Raw genomic sequence first — 19,135 nt, forward strand, 5'->3', positions numbered from 1 at the left:
TGCGAAGAAAAAATGACATTTTATTGAAAAGCACTTTTGCAGAGGCTTTCTCAGATCTACTTCTTTTCTGAAACGGTGATGAGCTATTTGATCTCGAACGCGGCTTCGAATTTATGAATAAGGAACTTGCAGAGCTTTTTCCAGATTAAGACTTTTATCCTTGATGAAAATGCTGAAATAAATAGAAAATTGGTAATGAGGTAAATATGTTACTGGAAATGAGACATCTATGGGAATTATAGAAGCCATTAAGATGATCACCATGGAGGAGGGGATTGAAAAAGGTATCGAGCGAGGTGAGCGAAGCAAAACGCACGAGATTGCCAGAAATATGTTGCTTAACACAAATTTCGATAGTTCCAAGATCGCTGTTCTTGCTAACTGTTCGGAATCATTTGTAGAGGAGATTAAGGAAGACATTCGCAAAAATTAGTGCAAGATGAATAAACTTGGTACTCATCTTGCACTAATTTGATTATTTCAACTTCGCTTCCAACACCTTCATATAGTAACCTCCAACTACCGAGCGCGCCCGGAAACCTACTGACTTTCCATCTTTTGTTTCATGCCAGTCCGAGAGCGGAATACGATCCGGAGTTTTAGTCGCATAATGATATACCGGCTGGATAAATGCCTCAAAATCTTTTTGATTGTCCGCCAAGGTTGCTGTCCAGATAATCCAGTCTGATTTTGTGTAAGTTTTTCTGCTGTCCAGCGGTAAGCCAAAAGCTAATTGTTTTTTCAAATAATAATTGATTTCCTTTTTTGCAACTTCTTTTGGGAACACATTCAGGTCCAGAAGTTCATCCCAAACCAGATTGTATTTTTGGCTCCACGTGCCTTTTTTATCAAAAGTTAGTGCATAGTGATCTCCATCGTTTGCCATCTGTATCCATTTTTGAGCAAACTCTTTTACTAACGCATTAACTTCTGCTGCTTCTTTCGTTTCGCCAAGCTGTTCGGCTAGTTTCGCATAGGAGGCCAGGCCCATAATGGCTTTAATGGACAAGTTGGTATTTCGCGCGAGGTGTCCTGCGAAATCATCTGTACAAAGCTGATTAGCCGGGTCAAAACCTTCTCTCTTTAAATAGTTAGCCCAAACGGACAAAGTTTTCCAATGCTTTTTTGCGAAGTCAGTACTCTTTTCTGTTTTGCAAATGGCATAAGTTAAAATCAGCATGTTACCCGATTCCTCCACAGGCATATCTTCGCCGTAAGTTTGTCCGTTTCCAAGCGGATATGTGCCGATATCGTGCGCTGCAAAAGGTTTGGTCCATTTTCCGCTTTCCGAATAATAGAATATTGGTTCCATCATTCCTTTCAGGAGTGTTGGATTATATACCAGAAAAAGCGGAGCAGATGGGTAGGTCACGTCTACGGTTCCAATCGAACCATTGCTGAAATTTTCCTTCGATAAAAATAAAGGAGTTTCATTTGGTCCTGCTACTAATTTATGGGCAGCAATTGCCTGGCGATAGGCCATTACGCACAGATCTGCATACATTTTTCCACCAGCTTTGACAGCATCATTAAAGATTTTTACGTCTACCGAATTACAAGACGCAAGAATCGAATTGAAATTAGTTTCGGCGTCCTTTAATTCTCCCTGAATAGTTTTATCACCATTTTTATTCCACCACGGCAGCAAATTTTTCCCGAAATACTGAACAGAAAATTCGTCGTCATACCCAATCATTACATGTTCTGAACTACCCTTGTTAACTTTCCCCAGTGTTGTAACAATGGCCATTGCCCGATCCCCGCCTGTGCCGATAACAGCCATATTCATCTGGTCAAGTTCACCTTTCTCAGTAAAGTTTTTTATCAAACCGGCAGGAGTTCCAAGTCCTGCGCTGTGGACTGATTTTGCATTTGCAGCCAGATATGCGTATCCCCAGTCTATTCTTACATCATCGCCTTTGCGCTGCAAGATTTTTTGATCCACACTTCCAATTGCAAGTGTTACCAGATCACCGTCTTTCCCTTTTCTTTCTGTTACTTCCTGATTTCCCTCATGAACGGCGAGCAATCCGGATACAGAAGTAAGTATTTGTACATCATGCAACTTACCGTCATTTGATCTGGCATCATAAATAATATAATTGACCGGTCTGGATAACAAGGCAAGATTATCCATTAGAAGCGGAGACACAAAACGTGCAGTCAGGTGAACCGGCCCAGCGTCGAATTCGTATATACTTTGGGTAGCTTTCATCATAAAGTTCGATTGCTTTGCATTCATAATAATTTCTGAACCTTTTGGTGCCAGCTCATCTGTCAAACCAATATCAATGTAACCTGGACCCGCTCCATTTTTACAATAAGCCGCAATCGTATTTTTACCTTTTCTTAATGCTTTTTTTGCAGCGGCACTGATTTTACGAATTTCATAATCACCGGTAAAGCAATTTGAACATTCATATGCTAAGACGCCATTAATATAAACTGTCGCATCATCGTCATGGAAAATATTCAAGCCAATATTTTCAAAATTGACATCATCAAGGGTGAACTCGCGGCGATACCAGACCTCTTTCGGGAATACTGTCCCGGTTTTTAACATCGCATCATTTCGTTCTTTTGTTCCAAAAGGAGCGTTTCCTGTTTTCCACCCGGCTGTTTTGAAATTTTCTTTGTACCAATCCGCCGCTGGTTTTTCTGTTACATAAACTGCTTGGTAAGATTCTGTTTTTGCTGTTGGGACAGCCGTTTTTAAAACAGGCGTTGGCGAGCCCATGAAGCGATAGCTTTTTCCATCTACACGAATTAATCCTTCGATCGGGTTTGGTTTACCAGTCCAGTGTTTGGTTGAAGAACCCGATAATTCATTTCCAAATGACCAGACGCTCGTATAAGGATCGATAGTGATAAGCGGCACAGCAGGCGGATGAAAAGTCTGCGCGAAACAAGCCTTAAATCCGCAGAATAAAATGGAAATTATTGACCAGCGTTTAGTCATTAGCGTGATTAATTGTTAGGTTAAAACGTTTTAGCAATTGATTTGGGCAAAAATATAGTAAGATCTGTTTTCTATGAAGACATATGGTTTATAAATCTCATCACTTTTTTCATATTTCCATAAATAAAAGTGGTTCTATTGTTCAAACAACAGAACCACTCAAACTGGATTTAATAAAATCAGGCCTTATTTTATTATATTTTCTTGTAAGCCGTTTTTGCACTTTCAAGAAAATCGACAAAATGTGCCGGGTTCAAATCATAATTTTTTGGAGCAACCAGCAAGTTTCCGTTCTGATCAACGATACAATAATGAGGCTGGGCATTGTTATTATATTTTACAATTTGTAAATCAGCATTTTGTGCTCCAATGGTTTTCTTAACCTTATTGTCATATTTTGAAGTATACCAATCTGCTTCGGGCAATTCTGTTTTGTCATCAACATAAAGCGCAGCGATCACAAAATCGTTTTGAAGACGTTTCAAAACTTCGGGATCCGACCAGACCCGTGCTTCCATTTCACGGCAATTCACGCAGCCATGTCCTGTAAAGTCAATAAATACCGGCTTGTTAACTTTTTTTGCATAAGCCTGAGCTTCCTTGATTTCAAAAAAACCGTCCAGATCATGCGGCAGATGAAACAAATCAGCATACTTTTTAGAAACTTCTGCTGAACCGGCAGCGGCTGTGGCGTTTACTCGTTTACTTAAATCAAAATCAATAGTTGACTGTGGAGGCAGATAACCGGCAAGTGCTTTCAAAGGAGCGCCCCACATGCCCGGAAGCATATAAATCACGAAAGTGAATGTGATAATTGAAAGTAAAATTCTTGGCACGCTCACACGTTCAATCGGTGAATCATGCGGTGTAAGAATTTTTCCCAGAAGATAAAATCCTAACATCGAGAATATTACGATCCAGAAAGCAAGGTAAACTTCACGGTCAAGCAGGTGCCAGTGATAAACCTGATCCGCGATACTCAGGAACTTTAAGGCTAACGCAAGTTCAAGGAAACCTAAAACGACTTTTACAGTGTTCAACCAGCCGCCTGATTTCGGAAGTGATTTAAGCCATTGCGGAAATAAAGCAAATAATGTAAAGGGAATAGCAAAAGCAGACGAGAATGCTGCCATACCGATAATAGGTTTCACGACAGCACCGCCAGCTGAGGCCACCAAAAGGCTTCCCACGATTGGACCCGTGCATGAAAATGATACCAAAACAAGCGTGAATGCCATAAAGAAAATCCCGGCATACCCGCCCTGATCCGATTTTGCATCCATTTTATTTACAAAAGCACTCGGCAAAACAATTTCAAAAAGTCCCAGAAACGATAATCCGAAGACGAAGAAAATGGCGAAGAAAAGTACGTTCGGTATCCAGTGGGTACTCAGAAAATTAGCAAAGGCGGGTCCGTTTAATCTGGAAACAACCGTCCCGATTAACGTATAGATCAATACAATCGAAATTCCGTAAAGCAGTGCTTTTACCTTTCCGTTTGTCTGATTGGTAAAATAACTAACGGTCATTGGAATAATAGGAAACACGCAAGGCGTTAACAAAGCCACCAAACCTGATAAAAATGCGGCCAAAGCGAATCCCCATAAAGATTTATCTGCGCCCTGATCTTCACTGCTCAAATCAATTTTTGGAGCAACTTTACTAACCGTTGCTTCAGAGGAATCACCGGCTGTGATTGATATATTGGCAGTTTCCTGAGCTGTCGTATCTGTCGATGACGTTGCTAGCTGATTTGCTTCCGCTGGTGTGCTGCCGACACTTGTTTCTTCTGAACCGCCTGCGTCCGCAACAACCTTCAACCCTTTGAATTCAAAATCATCGTTTCCAGGAACGCAAAGACCCGAAGTATGGCTGCATGTCTGATACTCCGAACTTCCTTTTATAACCGGATTTGCAGTCAGGATTTTAACAGATTGTTTGAAAACCGCTTTATCATCGAAGAATTTGACATTTCCTCCCCAGATTTCTTCATATTTCGTTTTCGGGTTTTGCGGCTTTAATTTACCCACCAGCGCGAATGACTTATCTGGTTTTAAAGTAAAAGAGGTAAGCATCGGGCCCAGATCCGGATCGAAATCTGAAGAATACAGGTACCAGTCTTTATCCAGTGTGGCAGTAAAGATCAGATCAATTGTTTCACCCGCTTTTACATCGGTTTTTGAAAATGTATAAGACCAGTGCGCATGTTTCTGGATTTGCGCGAATACCATAGTTTTTGCAAAAAAAGCGCAAACGATAATGAATAGAAAAAGACTTCGTTTCATTGGATATTTTGATAGTAGGAGCTGAATTTATGAAGATTCAAGCTGTCTTTATTAATTGATTATCTAGTAAACTGGTGGAGTTTACAGAGACTTATTTACTCAACGTTTTTTTACTGAAAAAATTCACTGGCCGGTTTTCGCTTTTGAGAATACAAAACTGCAAATTGTCGGGCAGAATACTTTCGCGTTTGATCAAAAACTCTTGCTAAATTTTAATTTTGAAGGAAATAACTTTCTGATTTAAGTCGGATTTGTAATTGTGCTAAACGTTTTATGCTAACTTTGCGACCTCAAAAAAACACAGTAAAACAGCAGATCAATGTCGCAGCCACTTTACGTAGTCAAAATCGGAGGAAATGTAATTGATAACCCGGAGGCTTGTTCCCGTTTTTTGGAAGCCTTCTCTAAATTATCAGGGACGAAGATTCTGGTTCATGGCGGAGGAAAAGTGGCAACTCAGATTGCGGCCAAACTTCAGATCGAAACCCAGATGGTTGATGGTCGGAGAATTACGGATAAGCCGATGCTTGATGTCGTGACGATGGTATATGGAGGTTTGGTAAATAAAAATCTGGTGGCCATGTTGCAGGCGGCTGGCTGTAACGCGATCGGACTGACCGGGGCGGATGGAGGAATTATCCGTTCTGTGAAAAGACCGGTAAAAACGATCGACTACGGTTTTGTGGGAGATATTGAGGAAGTAAATGATATTCAGGTCAACGCTTTATTACATAGCAGCCTGGTTCCGGTGATAGCACCGCTGACGTATAGCAATGATGGGTTATTGCTAAATACCAATGCCGATACTATGGCTTCGGCAATGGCTGTGGCAATGGCAGGCCACTATGATGTAAATCTTATCTATTGCTTCGAAAAAAAGGGCGTACTTTCAGACCCAGAAGATGATAATTCTGTTATTTCATCTTTAACACCTGGTCAGTATATCGGTTTTAAAGATTCAGGCGCCATTAATAAAGGCATGATCCCGAAATTAGACAATGCGTTTGCAGCATTAAATACCGGAGTAGCGAAAGTTACAATCTGTCACGCGGATGAGTTAAGAGAAGCGGCAATAGGAGCGGCAGGTACGGTTATACATCTGGGATAGTGTGCATTAGACATAAAAGTTTCTTCCGAAGTTTTACGCTTCCCATTTTTGACGGAAGGATTTCTGCTATTTTTCACGTTAATGTTTTTGTTGTCTCCTTAATGCTTTGATAACAATTCAGCTAATTCTGCACTTTTTCTAAACGTCGAAATTTTCTTCGTTCTTCTTACTCTATTCAATATATATATTATTAATAATATCTAATAACATAATTTATTTTTAATTTGTTTAGGTAATTATTAAAATAACTTATTAAGTTTGTGTTAAGCTTTTTAATAATTCAAAAATTAGCAGGCATCCAAATTCATTTAACTCTCTATGGGAAAAAATTTACTTAGGCTTATTGTCATGTTTATGGTAATGAGTGCACCTGTATTCGCTCAGACGATAACGGGAAAGATTACAAGCAGCCCTGACGGCTCTTCGTTGCCAGGCGTGTCAGTGCTTGTGAAAGGTACCACGTCAGGTACTACCTCAGATGCCGACGGGGCATTCAGTATTTCAGCTAAGGCAAGCAACACGTTGGTTTTCTCTTTCATTGGCTACAAAACGAAAGAGGTAGTTGTGGGAACGCAATCCGTTGTTGATGTAACAATGGAAGAAGATGCTTCTCAGCTGAACGAAGTTGTTGTTACCGCCCTTGGTATTCCAAAAGAACAACGCGCTTTAGGTTATGCAACGGCTACAATCAACAATGAATCTCTGGTGAAAACGGCATCTCCCAACTTTGCAGCCGCATTGTATGGAAAAGCTCCTGGTGTTACTATTAACGCTACGCCGGGTGGTGCAACCAGTGGGGTAAGTGTTAGTATCCGTGGTTTTAGTTCGATTTCTGGAAATACGCAGCCGCTTCTTGTATTGGATGGGGTGCCAATCCGTAACGGTGAATCTAGAAATACAGATTTTTGGGGTGACCAACGTATACGCGGAAACGGTCTGTTAGACTTGAACCCTGCTGATATCGAAAGTATCTCTGTTTTGAAAGGTGCATCGGCTGCGGCTCTGTATGGTTCAGAGGCAGTGAATGGCGTTATGTTAGTAACGACAAAAAGTGGAAAAGGTAAAAAAGGATTTGGTGTTGATTTTACTGCAAGTTATAACGTAGATAAAATAGCATATCTGCCAAGATACCAGAATGTAAGAGGTCCTGGTTATCCATTGAATTATAACAATGGCGGACAGGATGCAGCTGGCTTTATTTATTATGATACTGACGGTGACGGGACTAAGGAAACAAGAGGTTTGCTTAACGCCACTGTTAACTTTGGACCTAAATTTGACGGACAGCCAGTGATGGCTTTTGATGGGGTGATCAGACCATACTCTCCATCCAATAACAGCTATGCAAATTTGTTCCAGAATGCAAGCAGCTCAAATATCAACCTTGCAGTTTCAAAAGTAACTGACAATGCCAATGTTCGTTTTTCTTTCACTCGCCAGGACAATGGAATGATCAGTTATGAGTCTAAAAACAGCAAGAATATCGCGAACCTTAATTCCAGCTTTAACACAGGTAAAAAGTTAAAGACTGACATTACAGTAAACTTTGTAAATCAGCATACGCACAACAGACCTTTCAAAGTGGATCGTATGATCAACAACTTCACGGGTATGATGAACCGTTTTGAAAATGCTGAATGGTATTTTAACAAGTATCAGACAAGCCAGGGTTATAAATATGTAACAGCTGCTTCGGGTAACCCAAGCTTGACACCTGACGAGAACATTAAATACAATGGTTTCAAAAGTGACATTGCCGACTATGTATGGAGCACAAGAAAAAATACATACGACGAATACAGCAACCGTATTATCGCAAGTTTAACGCAGCACTGGGATATTACTCCTGAGTTGAAGTTGAGAGGTAGAATTGCGACTGATTTTACATCTGAAAGAATTGAAGACAAACAGGCTTCTGAAAAACCGCTTGCTTTTGGTTACTCCGGTTCGTTCGGTATGAGTAACAATCTTTACAACAATGTCTTTGGCGAAGCCTTGATGACATATACCAAAAAGTTAAACGCAGATATGACCGTTCAGCTTACCGGTGGATATAATGCTCGCAAAGAGCTTACCACAATGTTTGGTGTGACGACAGATGGCGGATTAAGTACAGAAAGCTTTTATGATTTGTCTGCTTCTGTAAACAATCTTAAGACGCTTGGAACAAATACCCGCAGCAGATTCACAAGAGATGCTTACATCGGTACTGCAAACTTCGATTACAAAAACTTGTTTTTTATTGAAGGAACAATAAGAAGAGACCGTACTTCAACTTTGGCCAAGGGAAGCAATTCATTTGTTTATCCTTCTGTTAATACCAGTTTTGTTTTCTCGGATGCGTTTGCAATGCCTCGGTTCTTAAGTTATGGTAAAATAAGAGGTTCTTTTGGTGTTGTGGGTAACTATCCTCAGACTTATCAGGCAAACGTTGCTTATCAGCAGGGAAGCTTGCAGGTGCAACAGACTGGTGGGCAGTCGGTATTATATACGTATATGAATTCCAGTTATGGTAACGATAAAATCCGCCCTGAACAAAAACGTGAATTTGAATTCGGTTTAGAGACTAAGTTTTTCAATAACCGTGTTGGCCTAGATATCTCTTATTACAATGCGCAGATTGTTGATCAGATCTTGCCTTTGTCAATCGCTGCAACTTCTGGCGCAAGATCAATCCTTGCTAACGTTGGGACTTTGAGAAATAAAGGTTTAGAAGTTGGGATAAACTTCTCCCCGATCCAGGGTACAGGAGCTAATGACTTTAACTGGGATATGATCGTCAACCTTGCTCAAAATGCTAACAAGGTTGAAAAACTTGCCAATAACTCAAAAGAATTGTTACATGCTGATTACGATGGTAACGCAGCACAGCTAAGATCTGTTGTTGGCCGTCCTATGGGTGATATTTTTGCACATGGTATTCTGAAAAACGCACAGGGACAGCAGGTTGTTGGACCTAACGGATTGTATCAGCTTGATCCTGAATTTAAACTAGTGGGTAATGCAATGCCTAAATTGACAGGTGGTTTTATCAACAATCTGAGCTACAAAAATTTCAGCCTAGATGTGGTAGCAGATTTCAGATGGGGCGGTTCGATTATGCCAACAGGTATCAACTGGATGACTTCAAGAGGTCTGACTGAAGAAAGTTTGAATGCTATGGATGCGGAGCATGGCGGCTTGTCTTATTATGTGGATGCCAACGGTAAAGGTGTTCAGACGAATGCCGCAGCAGGTCCTGCTGGGCAAACCGTATACCACGATGGTATGTTGATGGACGGTGTTACTACAAGCGGAGAAGCCAATACGAACGTAATTTCACAAGCCGTATATTACAACAGCACTTATAACTGGGGTGGGCCGCAATACAGCAGCTCCCGGTATGAATTGTATGTAAAGAAGAACAACTTTATTAAAATGAGAGAAATCTCTCTTGCTTACAGATTGCCAGCTTTTATAGCGAACAAAATCGGAACGCAGAATGTAACAGTTTCTGTTTTCGGACGTAACCTGTTCTTCATATACAGATCAATCAAGGATCTTGATGCAGAACAAACCAACGCAAGTACAAGATGGTATGAAAACGTGAACAATGCAGGTAATGCACCAGCTTTCCGTACCATGGGTGTTATGTTAAGAGCGAGCTTCTAATTTTTAATTCGATTATGAAAATGAAAAAAATATCATCATTAATATTAGCAGGGCTTTTGCTAAGTGCAGTGTCCTGCAAGGAATCGGATTTTACTGATTCGTATGCCGATCCGTCAAAGATTGCTGAAACTACGGTTGAAAAACAGTTTACAGGTTTTCTACAATCTACAAAGGACTACATTCTTCCAGGTTATACCAATTATTTCGTAGCACTTCGTACTTCGATCAACCACTATAATCAGGTTACTGGATGGATCAATGATTCCGGACAATATATTCCGGGGTCAGCAGGAACAGAAGCGGTTTGGTTTAATTACTATAATATGCTTGCTCAGTATCGCGAGCTTCAAAAAGTATATAATTCTAAAACAGCAACCGAACAAGCTGACCGCAAGTTCTTCATGACTGTCGCCACCATTTATTTGTATGACCAGACAGAAAGAATGATCGACCTTTTTGGTGCTATTCCTTTTACAGAGGCTGGTATGTTGAGTATTAAAGGAGGTGACTATGCAGGATCGTTGGCAAAGTTTGACGATCCGCAAGCGCTTTACACCATGATGCTTGACGATTTGAAAACTATTTCGACAGAGTTGAATTCAACGACAATTAATGCAGGATACCTTAAATCTTTCCAGACTCAGGATTTTGTAAACAAGGGTGACCTGACAGCGTGGAAGCGTTATAACAATTCACTTCGTTTGAGAATGTTGAACCGCGTTTCCGCAGTCGAGACTTTCAAGTCAAGGTCTGCTACTGAAATGGCAGAGATTTTGGGTAATACAACAACCTATCCGATTGTTGAGACAAATGATCAAAATATTCAGATCAATGTATTTAATATCAATACGGATATTAACTCAAAAGGATTTCAAGATGGTATTGCTTCTAATGGAAGCTGGTATGGCAACACGGCGGGTAAAAAGATGATTGATTTCATGAATACAAACGCTGATCCTCGTTTGCCAATTCTTTTTGAACCAGGTGCTAATGCGGCAGGAAAGTATATAGGCATCGATCCAACAGCACCTGCTGCTACACAAACTGCACTTTCGAATGCAGGGCAGGTTGCAATTTACAACCGTTACGTAACGAGTCATAACCAGTTTTTTCCAGGTGTGATTATTAATACGGCAGAGGTTAACCTGATCAAAGCAGAATATTATCTGAGAGCTGGAAATGATGCATCGGCAAAAACGGCATACGAAACTGCAATATCCCAATCTACAAAATTCTATAACGGAATTTTGGCGGTTAGTAATGCAACTGGTGTAAATGCTGCGCCGGCTCCTGCTACTGATGCTTCAATTGCGGCCTACATTGCAGCAGATGCAGTAAACTGGGATAAAGCAACTTCAAGCACAGCAAAACTTGCTTTGATTGCTACACAAAAATGGCTTCATTTCAACCTTGTTCAGCCTTACGAAAACTGGGCAGAAACGCGCAGACTGGATCTTCCAACGTTCTCTTTCCAGGTTGATAATGCAAATAACCAGACATTACCTCCGGTAAAATGGACGATACCAAGTAATGAGATTTCTTACAATGCTAACAATTACTCATCAGTAAGAGATCAGGATAAGCTTACAACCAAGCTTTTCTGGGACGTAAAATAGTTCTGCTTTTATGTTCTTATTTAGATAATCAAAAAGGGTCAGCTGTAAAGTTGACCCTTTTTGATATCAATGACTTTAATTCAGAAAGAATAATACTTTTGCATAAACATAAAACACACCCATCATGATCTGTTTCTCCTTTGAAAAAGTCGAATTAATCGGAATAGGCGCTAATCTTATATTTCTCGGAGTAGTTGCTTACGTATTGATACTATTAATAATCGCTTTAAACCTCTCCATAAAAGTCCTAAGAAAAAAACTTAAAGAGTAAACGAGATTTTTGAAGTCACTTCGTCTTATTCTCCAAAACCAAAAGCTGCGGATAAACTGTAATACCTTGAAACATCAGGACTGTCAGTTCTGAGATATTATGAAAATAGGAGCCTAGAATAATATCTTCATCGCCATCCTTGTCATAATCCGCGGACTCCATAATCATCCATTTTCCAGAAACTCCTTCGGGCGTAGAATATGGCTTGAAATTTAAATTGCCTTCATTAGAAAGGTATATGAAACCCTGCTCTGGATTATCAAGATCAGTGTAAAAAGAGGTAGCAGCAATGTCAATATCACCGTCACCGTCGAAATCCCGGGCCATCGCTTTACTGGCCCCATATAAAGGATAAAACCAGGCGCGTTTAAAATTATCTTTACCGTCATTTAAATAAATGCGGATACCGTGGTAGTTTTTCTTAATCCCTGAATAATCCCAGTTATCTCCATTGGTCAGAATAATATCCTGAAAACCATCCTTGTTAAAATCGGCCAGTTCAAAATAAATAGAGCCGAAAACAGGAGGAAATTGCAGAACCACTTTTTCCCTGAATTCATCGTTTCCCAAATTGTAAAATATCGAAATTTCCTCTCTCGCCTGTGTCATTAATGCTATGATATCAGGTTTTTTATCATTGTTAAAATCGGCAATTTCGACTTTTCTGGCTCCCGGCAATTCTTTAAGGACGTGTTGCTTTTTAGATTCAAAATTGTCCAGCCATAACAGCCTCCCCGTATGATTTCCAAACTCGGAGATAATAACATCCTCTTTCCCATCCATGTTGAGATCAGTCGCCACAAAATTTACCGGCCTGTGCAGTAAATGGATATTAATATTAAACTGATCTTTTTTGCCCTCTTTTACCAATGATTCAAGACTTCCGAATTTTTGCTGGGAGGGTTTCAGTGAGCCGACAGACAATAATCTCGGTGAGGCGTTGTCAGGAAAATCAATGTCAGATGCTGGCGTGCTGATCCAGATAGAATCCTTTTGCTGAAATTTTTCGTCAAGTATGTACAGTGTGTTTTGTGCATCGCCCACATAAAGCTGTGAGGATTTTTTATCAAATTTCAGGAGTGTCGTTTGCGGAAACATTTTTTTGCCAACGAAAACTGCTTTTGCTTGAAAAAAAGATAGCTGGTTGGTAACAATTGGTCCTGGCTTCTGAGGAATGGGTTTTTCAGGTGCTTCTTTTTCGTAATACTCAACGATTTTTTTCCAATCCTTCCGGGAAATAGAAGCTGTCCGGGGATAAACATTCAAGTCTCGAACCAACTTTTCTTCCTCGGCAAGCATGTCTTCATAAACATTTTTGCCGGATGGATTTATTCCCATACGATAACCCATATTCGGCAATACCGAAGTTGTCCAGGTTTTTTTATCTAACAGGGAAGGACTTGGAAAAAGGTGGCAGGTGGCGCAATATTGTCCTGCTAATTGCTCGCCAGTAGGTAAGGAATCAGATAGCGAAACTGAATTTAGTGGAGTTAAAACGTCATTATTTTTTGTATCGATAAAAGCAAAAGCTGTTATCCAAAGAGAAAGGAGTGTAACAATTACGTATTTGTAAACAGGCATTCCTGAAACTTATTTGGTTAATTTATAACCCTAAAACACAGAGAAGCCAACACGAAACTACTTGTTGACTTCTCTTATCCATACTGATCATTTTCTTTGTTAAGAAACAATCAGATCGCTTAAAGCCTTTTCAACCTTTTCAAAGCCGAACCGGGCCAACTCCTGATCCATCCGGGCTTTGATCAAATCGTTCTGTAAATTTCCTATGCTGCCTTCATGCGTGTGTTTCAAATCACGAGGAGCAGTATAACTTCCATCTCCGATTTCAGCACCAACCTGACGGTAAGCGTCGCGGAAAGGAACACCATTTATGACCAATTCATTGACACGTTCTACACTAAAAAGAAGATCATATTTTGTATCAGCCAGTAAGTTCTCCTTCACCCTGATATTTTCCAGCATAAACGTGGCAACATCCAGACAATCCAGAATTTCATCAAAAGCCGGCATCAGGATTTCTTTCAGCAGCTGCATATCACGATGATATCCGGAAGGAAGATTGCTCAAAACCATCGTAACTTCCATCGGCAGTGCTTTCATACGGTTTGTTTTTGCGCGAAGTAATTCAGCCACATCCGGATTTTTCTTATGCGGCATAATACTGCTTCCCGTGGTCAGGTCATCCGGCAAAACGATAAAACTGAAATTCTGGCTGTTGTACAGACAAACATCCATCGCAAGCCTTGAGACGGTTGCTGCAAGCGAAGCAATCGCTGTGAGCGCTGCCTGTTCCGTACGTCCACGGCTCATTTGCGCATATACTACATTATGGTGCATTCCCTCAAAACCTAACAATTCAGTTGTCAAAGTACGGTTTAATGGAAAAGAAGAGCCATAACCAGCGCCAGACCCAAGCGGGTTTCTGTTTGCCAGACGATAAGCTGCATTTAATTGAATGACGTCGTCAATCAAAGCTTCTGCATAAGCACCAAACCATAATCCGAAAGAAGAAGGCATGGCAATCTGCAAATGTGTGTAACCCGGCAATAAGTCGTTTTTATGTTTTTCAGACTGGCTGATCAAAACATCGAAAAGTTTTTCTGCTGCCCGAACAACCTGAAAAAGGCGGTCGCGGGTATATAGTTTCATATCAACTAAAACCTGGTCATTTCGCGAACGTCCGCTATGAATTTTCTTGCCGACATCACCCAGTTTGCGCGTCAGCATTAATTCCACCTGTGAATGAACATCTTCAACGCCCTCTTCAATGATAAAATTTCCTAACTGAATTTCTTTGTAAATTGAAAACAGCTCAACTTTCAGCGCAGAAAGGTCGTCAGCAGTTAATAAACCGATCGTTTCCAGCATTGTGGCATGCGCAAGATTTCCAAGCACATCGAATTCAGCAAGGAAAAGATCCATTTCACGATCACGACCAACGGTGAAGCGCTCAATTTTTTCAGAAGTTACAGTATTTTCTTTTTGCCAGAGTTTCAAAATCGGTAGACGAATTATGGTTACACAGAGGTGCGCAGGGTAGGAAAGTGAAACACATCGGTGTTAATTCCAGTCAATCATGCGCTTAATGCTACAAATTTACAATCAATTGAGGAAACTCAGAGGAAATTGTTTTGCTAATGTGTCAGGTTACACAGATCGGACACCGCGCGCGGGGCACAGCGTTAGGTACACAGAGCTTTGATTTAAGTTAATGGACAAGCACAGCATTGTTATTCAGGAAAGAAAATTCTGTGCCCCTCTTTTTTCTCTGTGGTTCTCTGTGTAACCTAAAAAATCAGTTAATCATTCGCCGAATCGCTACAAAGCGTTTTTGATAATAATCAGCACTCAGCAGATCGTAGCGTACGCCTCCGTTAAAGGCAGAATGTATAAAACGGATATAACCAGGAGCGGTTTCGGTAATGATCCCGACATGACCAATTCTGGAATCTTTTGAACTCTGTCCTTTAAAAAAAATAAGATCGCCTTTGCGTGCTTTGGAAAGATCAATTTCTTCTCCCTTTTCTGATTGTGCCGCGCTGGAATGAGGCAGGGAAATATCCCATTTGCTAAAACAATAACGGACAAATCCGGAACAGTCAAAGCCTTTTTTTGAGGAACCGCCGGAACGGTAAGGAATATGTAAATGCTTGTTTGCGAAAGAAACCAGTGACTCGATCGCATTTAGCGTATCTGCATCAACCTTCTGTGGATTTTTTGATTGGGCATTGGCAGGATTGCCGAAAAAAACAGCGCAAAAAAGTAAGCCTAGGAAAACGGTACGTTGAATCGTAATAAACATTCAGCTTGGTTTAGGTTCTGGGTATTAAACTCCTAATCAGTAGAATATATTGTCTTTTCAAATTTGACCTTCGAAGTGTAAAGCTAACGATCATTTTTGGTTTAAAAAATTTTAACTTTTATCAATTTGTTAAATTTTTCTGTTTTAGCTGTTAACTCACTTAGGTCCAGTACTTACGGTAATCTCCAACGTTATCCGGAGATGAAGCTTCATTCCACCCATCTTTTTTGCTATTTTTGTGCCCTTCAAAAGATTATTCAAGAATTAACCATACCTATTGCATGGAAACCACCGACCGTTATTTGCAACGCGGCGTATCTGCATCGAAAGAGGACGTACATAAGGCAATTGAAAAAATTGACAAAGGATTATATCCCAAAGCATTTTGCAAAATTGTGCCTGATACGCTGGCCGGTGATCCTGAGTATTGTACAATAATGCACGCGGATGGCGCTGGTACAAAAACTTCGCTGGCGTATTTATACTGGAAAGAAACCGGAGATATTTCGGTCTGGAAAGGTATCGCTCAAGATGCGATTGTGATGAATACCGACGATTTGTTATGCGTAGGCGCAACCGGTCCGATGTTATATTCATCGACGATCGACAGAAATAAAAACAGGATTCCGGGTGAGGTGATTGCGGAAGTGATCAACGGCGCGGAGGAAATCCTGGATATGCTGCGCAGTTATGGCGTGGAAATATATAGCACGGGCGGCGAAACGGCCGACGTGGGTGATCTGGTAAGAACTGTAACGGTTAACAGCACGGTCATCGCCAGAATGAAAAGATCTGAAGTTGTCGATAACGCCAATATTAAAGCAGGTGACGTAATTGTCGGACTTGCATCTTACGGACAGTCAACGTATGAAACTTCATATAACGGCGGAATGGGAAGCAACGGATTGACATCTGCCCGTCATGATGTTCTGGGTAAATATCTTGCTGAGAAATATGGTGAGAGTTTTGACCCGGAGGTAAGCAGTGATCTGATTTACAGCGGCTCGAAAAAATTAACGGATCCGGTTGCAGGAACGCCGTTGAATGTTGGCCAGTTGATACTTTCGCCAACACGTACCTACGCGCCAGTTGCCAAGGCATTACTTGACGAACTTCGTCCGCATATTCATGGAATGGTTCATTGCAGCGGCGGAGCGCAGACCAAGATTTTACATTTTATTGACAACCTACATATCATCAAAGATAATCTGCTGCCGGTTCCTCCTCTATTCAAATTGATCCAGGAAGAAAGCGGTACTTCATGGCAGGAAATGTATAAGGTTTTTAACATGGGCCATCGCCTGGAAATTTATTTAGCCGAGGAACATGCAGCACGTGTAATCGAATTGTCACAGTCATTTGGCATAGAGGCGCAAATTATCGGTCGTGTGGAAGCTTCACCCGTGAAAAAACTTACCATTTCAAGCGAGGCCGGTACTTTTTTGTATGAATAGTATCACAACTGTTGCGTAGAAAAAAGAACTCATAAAGCAGGTGGCCGGTATGAATCAAATTTTTTTGATTCATACCGGCCACCTGCTTTTGCTGGATACCTGCCAGTAAAAAGCTTTTAAAGGAATGTTGTTCTGTAATTACTTGAATATGAGTGTTTGAGAGTGAGTTTTGGCATGAATATTTTAAATGTAACTTTTATTATAATTCTGTTACTTCTCAACGCTAAAATTCAGGATCTATGAAAAAAATTGACTCAACAAGCACAATGGTTTATCTTACTTCTCTGCTATTTTTTTGTTTAAGCTTTTCTGCAATTTTTTCGAAAGCGCAACCGACGGTGAAATTTGATCCTGTTATTACAGGTTTGAGTTCTCCAATGCAAATTGTTCATGCAGGTGATGGTACAGATCGTCTTTTTATAGTTCAAAAAGGCGGCAGTATTGAAGTTTATGACGATCAGTATATTAGTAAAGGCACATTCCTCACGATAACGGATTTGGTGTCGTCTGGAGAACAGGGATTGCTGAGCATGGCTTTTCACCCAAATTACGCGACAAATGGTTTTTTCTTCATTTATTATACCAATACTGCCGGAGATCTGGTTGTAAAAAGGTTCAAGGTCAGCAGCGATATGAATGTTGCAGATCCGTCTTCAGGAGTTGTTGTTTTGACAATACCTCATCCAGGGCAGGCTAATCATAATGGAGGTGAAATGCATTTCGGACTCGATGGGTATTTATATATTTCAACTGGCGATGGCGGCGGCGGCGACGACCCCAATAATAATGCTCAAAATACAAACGTTCTGTTGGGGAAAATCCTGCGAATTAATGTCAACACTTCTTTAACTGCACCCTATTATTCCAATCCCGCGGATAATCCCTTCAACGGAACAGATGGTGAGAAAAATGAAGTTTTCGCCGTAGGCCTTCGCAATCCATTTCGCTGGAGTTTTGACAGACAGACGAATGACATGTGGATTGGAGATGTCGGCCAGGGAGCAGAAGAAGAAATAAATCGCCGTACGGCGTTGACTACACTGGGAGCCAATTATGGCTGGAGGTGTTACGAGGGGAACGGAGCGCATATTACGGGAGGATGTGCTGATGAATCTCAATTTCATTTTCCGATACATACCTATCCAACAGGGTCAGCGGCCGGACAATCGGTCGTTGGAGGGATTGTCTACAGAGGTGTCCAAAGTCCACTTCTACGAGGATATTACATCGGTACAGATTTCTATTCAGGAGATTTACATATTATCGGCCCGTTTAATGATCCGGAAGACGTGGCAACAACTTCCGTTCTTTCGTCGACATATACTTCTATCTCGGATTTTGGCGAATCAGAAAACGGAGAAATGTTTGCTGTACAGCTGTCGACAGGGACTATATATGCATTGTCAGATTCGGAGCCTTTGCCAGTTACGCTCATGAATTTTACAGGTACCCAAAGTTATGAGGCCGTACGTCTGACCTGGGAAACTACCTTAGAAACAGATTTTCGGCAATTTGACATAGAATATAGCTCCAACGCTAAGGTTTTTAATAAAATAGGAACTGTGGAATCACGCAAAAATTCGACTGGGTCGAGCTATCAATTTTCTCATATAATAACTTCGGAAGGGCCAAAATACTACCGGTTGAAGATGGTGGATGATGATAATACTTTTAAATATTCCAAAATTATAAGCCTGGGGCAAAATACAGAAGAATTAACAGCCAATTTCATCAGGCCATCGTTTATTGATAACAAAACGCTGAATGTGTTACTGGAAGAACCATTTCATTCCCTGGAACTTGTAAGTACGAACGGCAGCATATTATTTAAAAAAGACATATCCAGTCAAACCGGAAATTTCACAATTCCGATGGAAACAACAGCATCAGGAATGTATATCGTCCGATTACAGAGCGAAAACAAAATCGTCAATCAGAAGATTCTGGTATCTCAATGAGGCTAATAAA

General features: G+C 40.7%; 11 protein-coding genes. 6 read left to right on the forward strand and 5 right to left on the reverse strand.

Translation table 11 applies throughout. The annotated features are described in order from the left end of the window. Positions 1 to 229: 229 nt before the first annotated feature. Entirely contained in the window at positions 230 to 433 is a 204-nt protein-coding gene (locus BMY70_RS17405; protein ID WP_090337364.1) for an RpnC/YadD family protein, read from the forward strand. Between the two features lie 42 nt (positions 434 to 475). Here the strand turns inward: BMY70_RS17405 and BMY70_RS17410 are convergent, their stop codons facing one another. Together BMY70_RS17410 and BMY70_RS17415 are read right to left on the reverse strand one after the other, a co-directional pair. Continuing rightward, positions 476 to 2,959 carry a glutaminase family protein gene (locus tag BMY70_RS17410; RefSeq protein WP_090337366.1) on the reverse strand — a complete coding sequence of 828 codons (2,484 nt, stop codon included), beginning with the start codon at positions 2,957 to 2,959 and terminating at the stop codon, positions 476 to 478. Positions 2,960 to 3,153: 194 nt separating this feature from the next. Continuing rightward, entirely contained in the window at positions 3,154 to 5,244 is a 2,091-nt protein-coding gene (locus BMY70_RS17415) for a protein-disulfide reductase DsbD family protein (protein WP_090337368.1), read from the reverse strand. A 319-nt stretch (positions 5,245 to 5,563) separates the two neighbouring features. On the opposite strand from BMY70_RS17415, the gene argB reads away from it, so the two are divergent. From argB to BMY70_RS17430, 3 genes are all read left to right on the forward strand, one after another. Further along, a complete protein-coding gene (gene argB / locus BMY70_RS17420; RefSeq protein WP_090337370.1) occupies positions 5,564 to 6,352 on the forward strand; it encodes an acetylglutamate kinase in 789 nt (262 codons plus the stop codon). A gap of 318 nt (positions 6,353 to 6,670) precedes the next feature. Further along, positions 6,671 to 10,003 (forward strand): SusC/RagA family TonB-linked outer membrane protein, encoded by a 3,333-nt coding sequence (locus BMY70_RS17425; protein WP_090337372.1) that lies wholly within the window; start codon positions 6,671 to 6,673, stop codon positions 10,001 to 10,003. A 20-nt stretch (positions 10,004 to 10,023) separates the two neighbouring features. Continuing rightward, positions 10,024 to 11,619, forward strand: a complete 1,596-nt coding sequence (locus BMY70_RS17430) for a SusD/RagB family nutrient-binding outer membrane lipoprotein (protein ID WP_310590645.1) — start codon at positions 10,024 to 10,026, stop codon at positions 11,617 to 11,619. 286 nt (positions 11,620 to 11,905) lie between these two features. Here BMY70_RS17430 and BMY70_RS17435 read toward each other — a convergent pair whose 3' ends face one another. The 3 genes from BMY70_RS17435 to BMY70_RS17445 all read right to left on the reverse strand — a co-directional run bounded on the left by BMY70_RS17435 (position 11,906) and on the right by BMY70_RS17445 (position 15,713). Next, positions 11,906 to 13,471, reverse strand: a complete 1,566-nt coding sequence (locus BMY70_RS17435; protein ID WP_090337377.1) for an FG-GAP repeat domain-containing protein — start codon at positions 13,469 to 13,471, stop codon at positions 11,906 to 11,908. A gap of 99 nt (positions 13,472 to 13,570) precedes the next feature. Further along, on the reverse strand, positions 13,571 to 14,908 hold the full coding sequence (gene argH, locus BMY70_RS17440; RefSeq protein WP_090337380.1) for an argininosuccinate lyase: 1,338 nt from the start codon (positions 14,906 to 14,908) through the stop codon (positions 13,571 to 13,573). Positions 14,909 to 15,206: 298 nt separating this feature from the next. Further along, positions 15,207 to 15,713 (reverse strand): C40 family peptidase, encoded by a 507-nt coding sequence (locus BMY70_RS17445; protein WP_090337383.1) that lies wholly within the window; start codon positions 15,711 to 15,713, stop codon positions 15,207 to 15,209. Positions 15,714 to 15,994: 281 nt separating this feature from the next. Between BMY70_RS17445 and BMY70_RS17450 the strand changes: the two genes are divergently transcribed. Together BMY70_RS17450 and BMY70_RS17455 are read left to right on the forward strand one after the other, a co-directional pair. After that, entirely contained in the window at positions 15,995 to 17,167 is a 1,173-nt protein-coding gene (locus BMY70_RS17450; protein ID WP_090337385.1) for an AIR synthase related protein, read from the forward strand. A gap of 239 nt (positions 17,168 to 17,406) precedes the next feature. Next, the gene (locus BMY70_RS17455) at positions 17,407 to 19,125 is read left to right on the forward strand and encodes a PQQ-dependent sugar dehydrogenase (protein ID WP_090337387.1); all 1,719 of its coding nucleotides are present in this window, start codon (positions 17,407 to 17,409) and stop codon (positions 19,123 to 19,125) included. Positions 19,126 to 19,135: the final 10 nt, after the last annotated feature.

This window comes from Dyadobacter koreensis (genome assembly GCF_900108855.1).
GTDB lineage: Bacteria > Bacteroidota > Bacteroidia > Cytophagales > Spirosomataceae > Dyadobacter > Dyadobacter koreensis.

What these genes read in the sequence shown, in the direction of transcription:
- BMY70_RS17455 (WP_090337387.1), top strand. Translation starts at nt 17,407, where the DNA reads ATGAAAAAAATTGACTCAACAAGCACAATGGTTTATCTTACTTCTCTG.
- BMY70_RS17430 (WP_310590645.1), top strand. Translation starts at nt 10,024, where the DNA reads ATGAAAAAAATATCATCATTAATATTAGCAGGGCTTTTGCTAAGTGCA.
- BMY70_RS17425 (WP_090337372.1), top strand. Translation starts at nt 6,671, where the DNA reads ATGGGAAAAAATTTACTTAGGCTTATTGTCATGTTTATGGTAATGAGT.
- BMY70_RS17405 (WP_090337364.1), top strand. Translation starts at nt 230, where the DNA reads ATGGGAATTATAGAAGCCATTAAGATGATCACCATGGAGGAGGGGATT.
- BMY70_RS17410 (WP_090337366.1), bottom strand. Translation starts at nt 2,959, where the DNA reads ATGACTAAACGCTGGTCAATAATTTCCATTTTATTCTGCGGATTTAAG.
- BMY70_RS17435 (WP_090337377.1), bottom strand. Translation starts at nt 13,471, where the DNA reads ATGCCTGTTTACAAATACGTAATTGTTACACTCCTTTCTCTTTGGATA.
- BMY70_RS17450 (WP_090337385.1), top strand. Translation starts at nt 15,995, where the DNA reads ATGGAAACCACCGACCGTTATTTGCAACGCGGCGTATCTGCATCGAAA.
- BMY70_RS17415 (WP_090337368.1), bottom strand. Translation starts at nt 5,244, where the DNA reads ATGAAACGAAGTCTTTTTCTATTCATTATCGTTTGCGCTTTTTTTGCA.
- BMY70_RS17445 (WP_090337383.1), bottom strand. Translation starts at nt 15,713, where the DNA reads ATGTTTATTACGATTCAACGTACCGTTTTCCTAGGCTTACTTTTTTGC.
- argB (WP_090337370.1), top strand. Translation starts at nt 5,564, where the DNA reads ATGTCGCAGCCACTTTACGTAGTCAAAATCGGAGGAAATGTAATTGAT.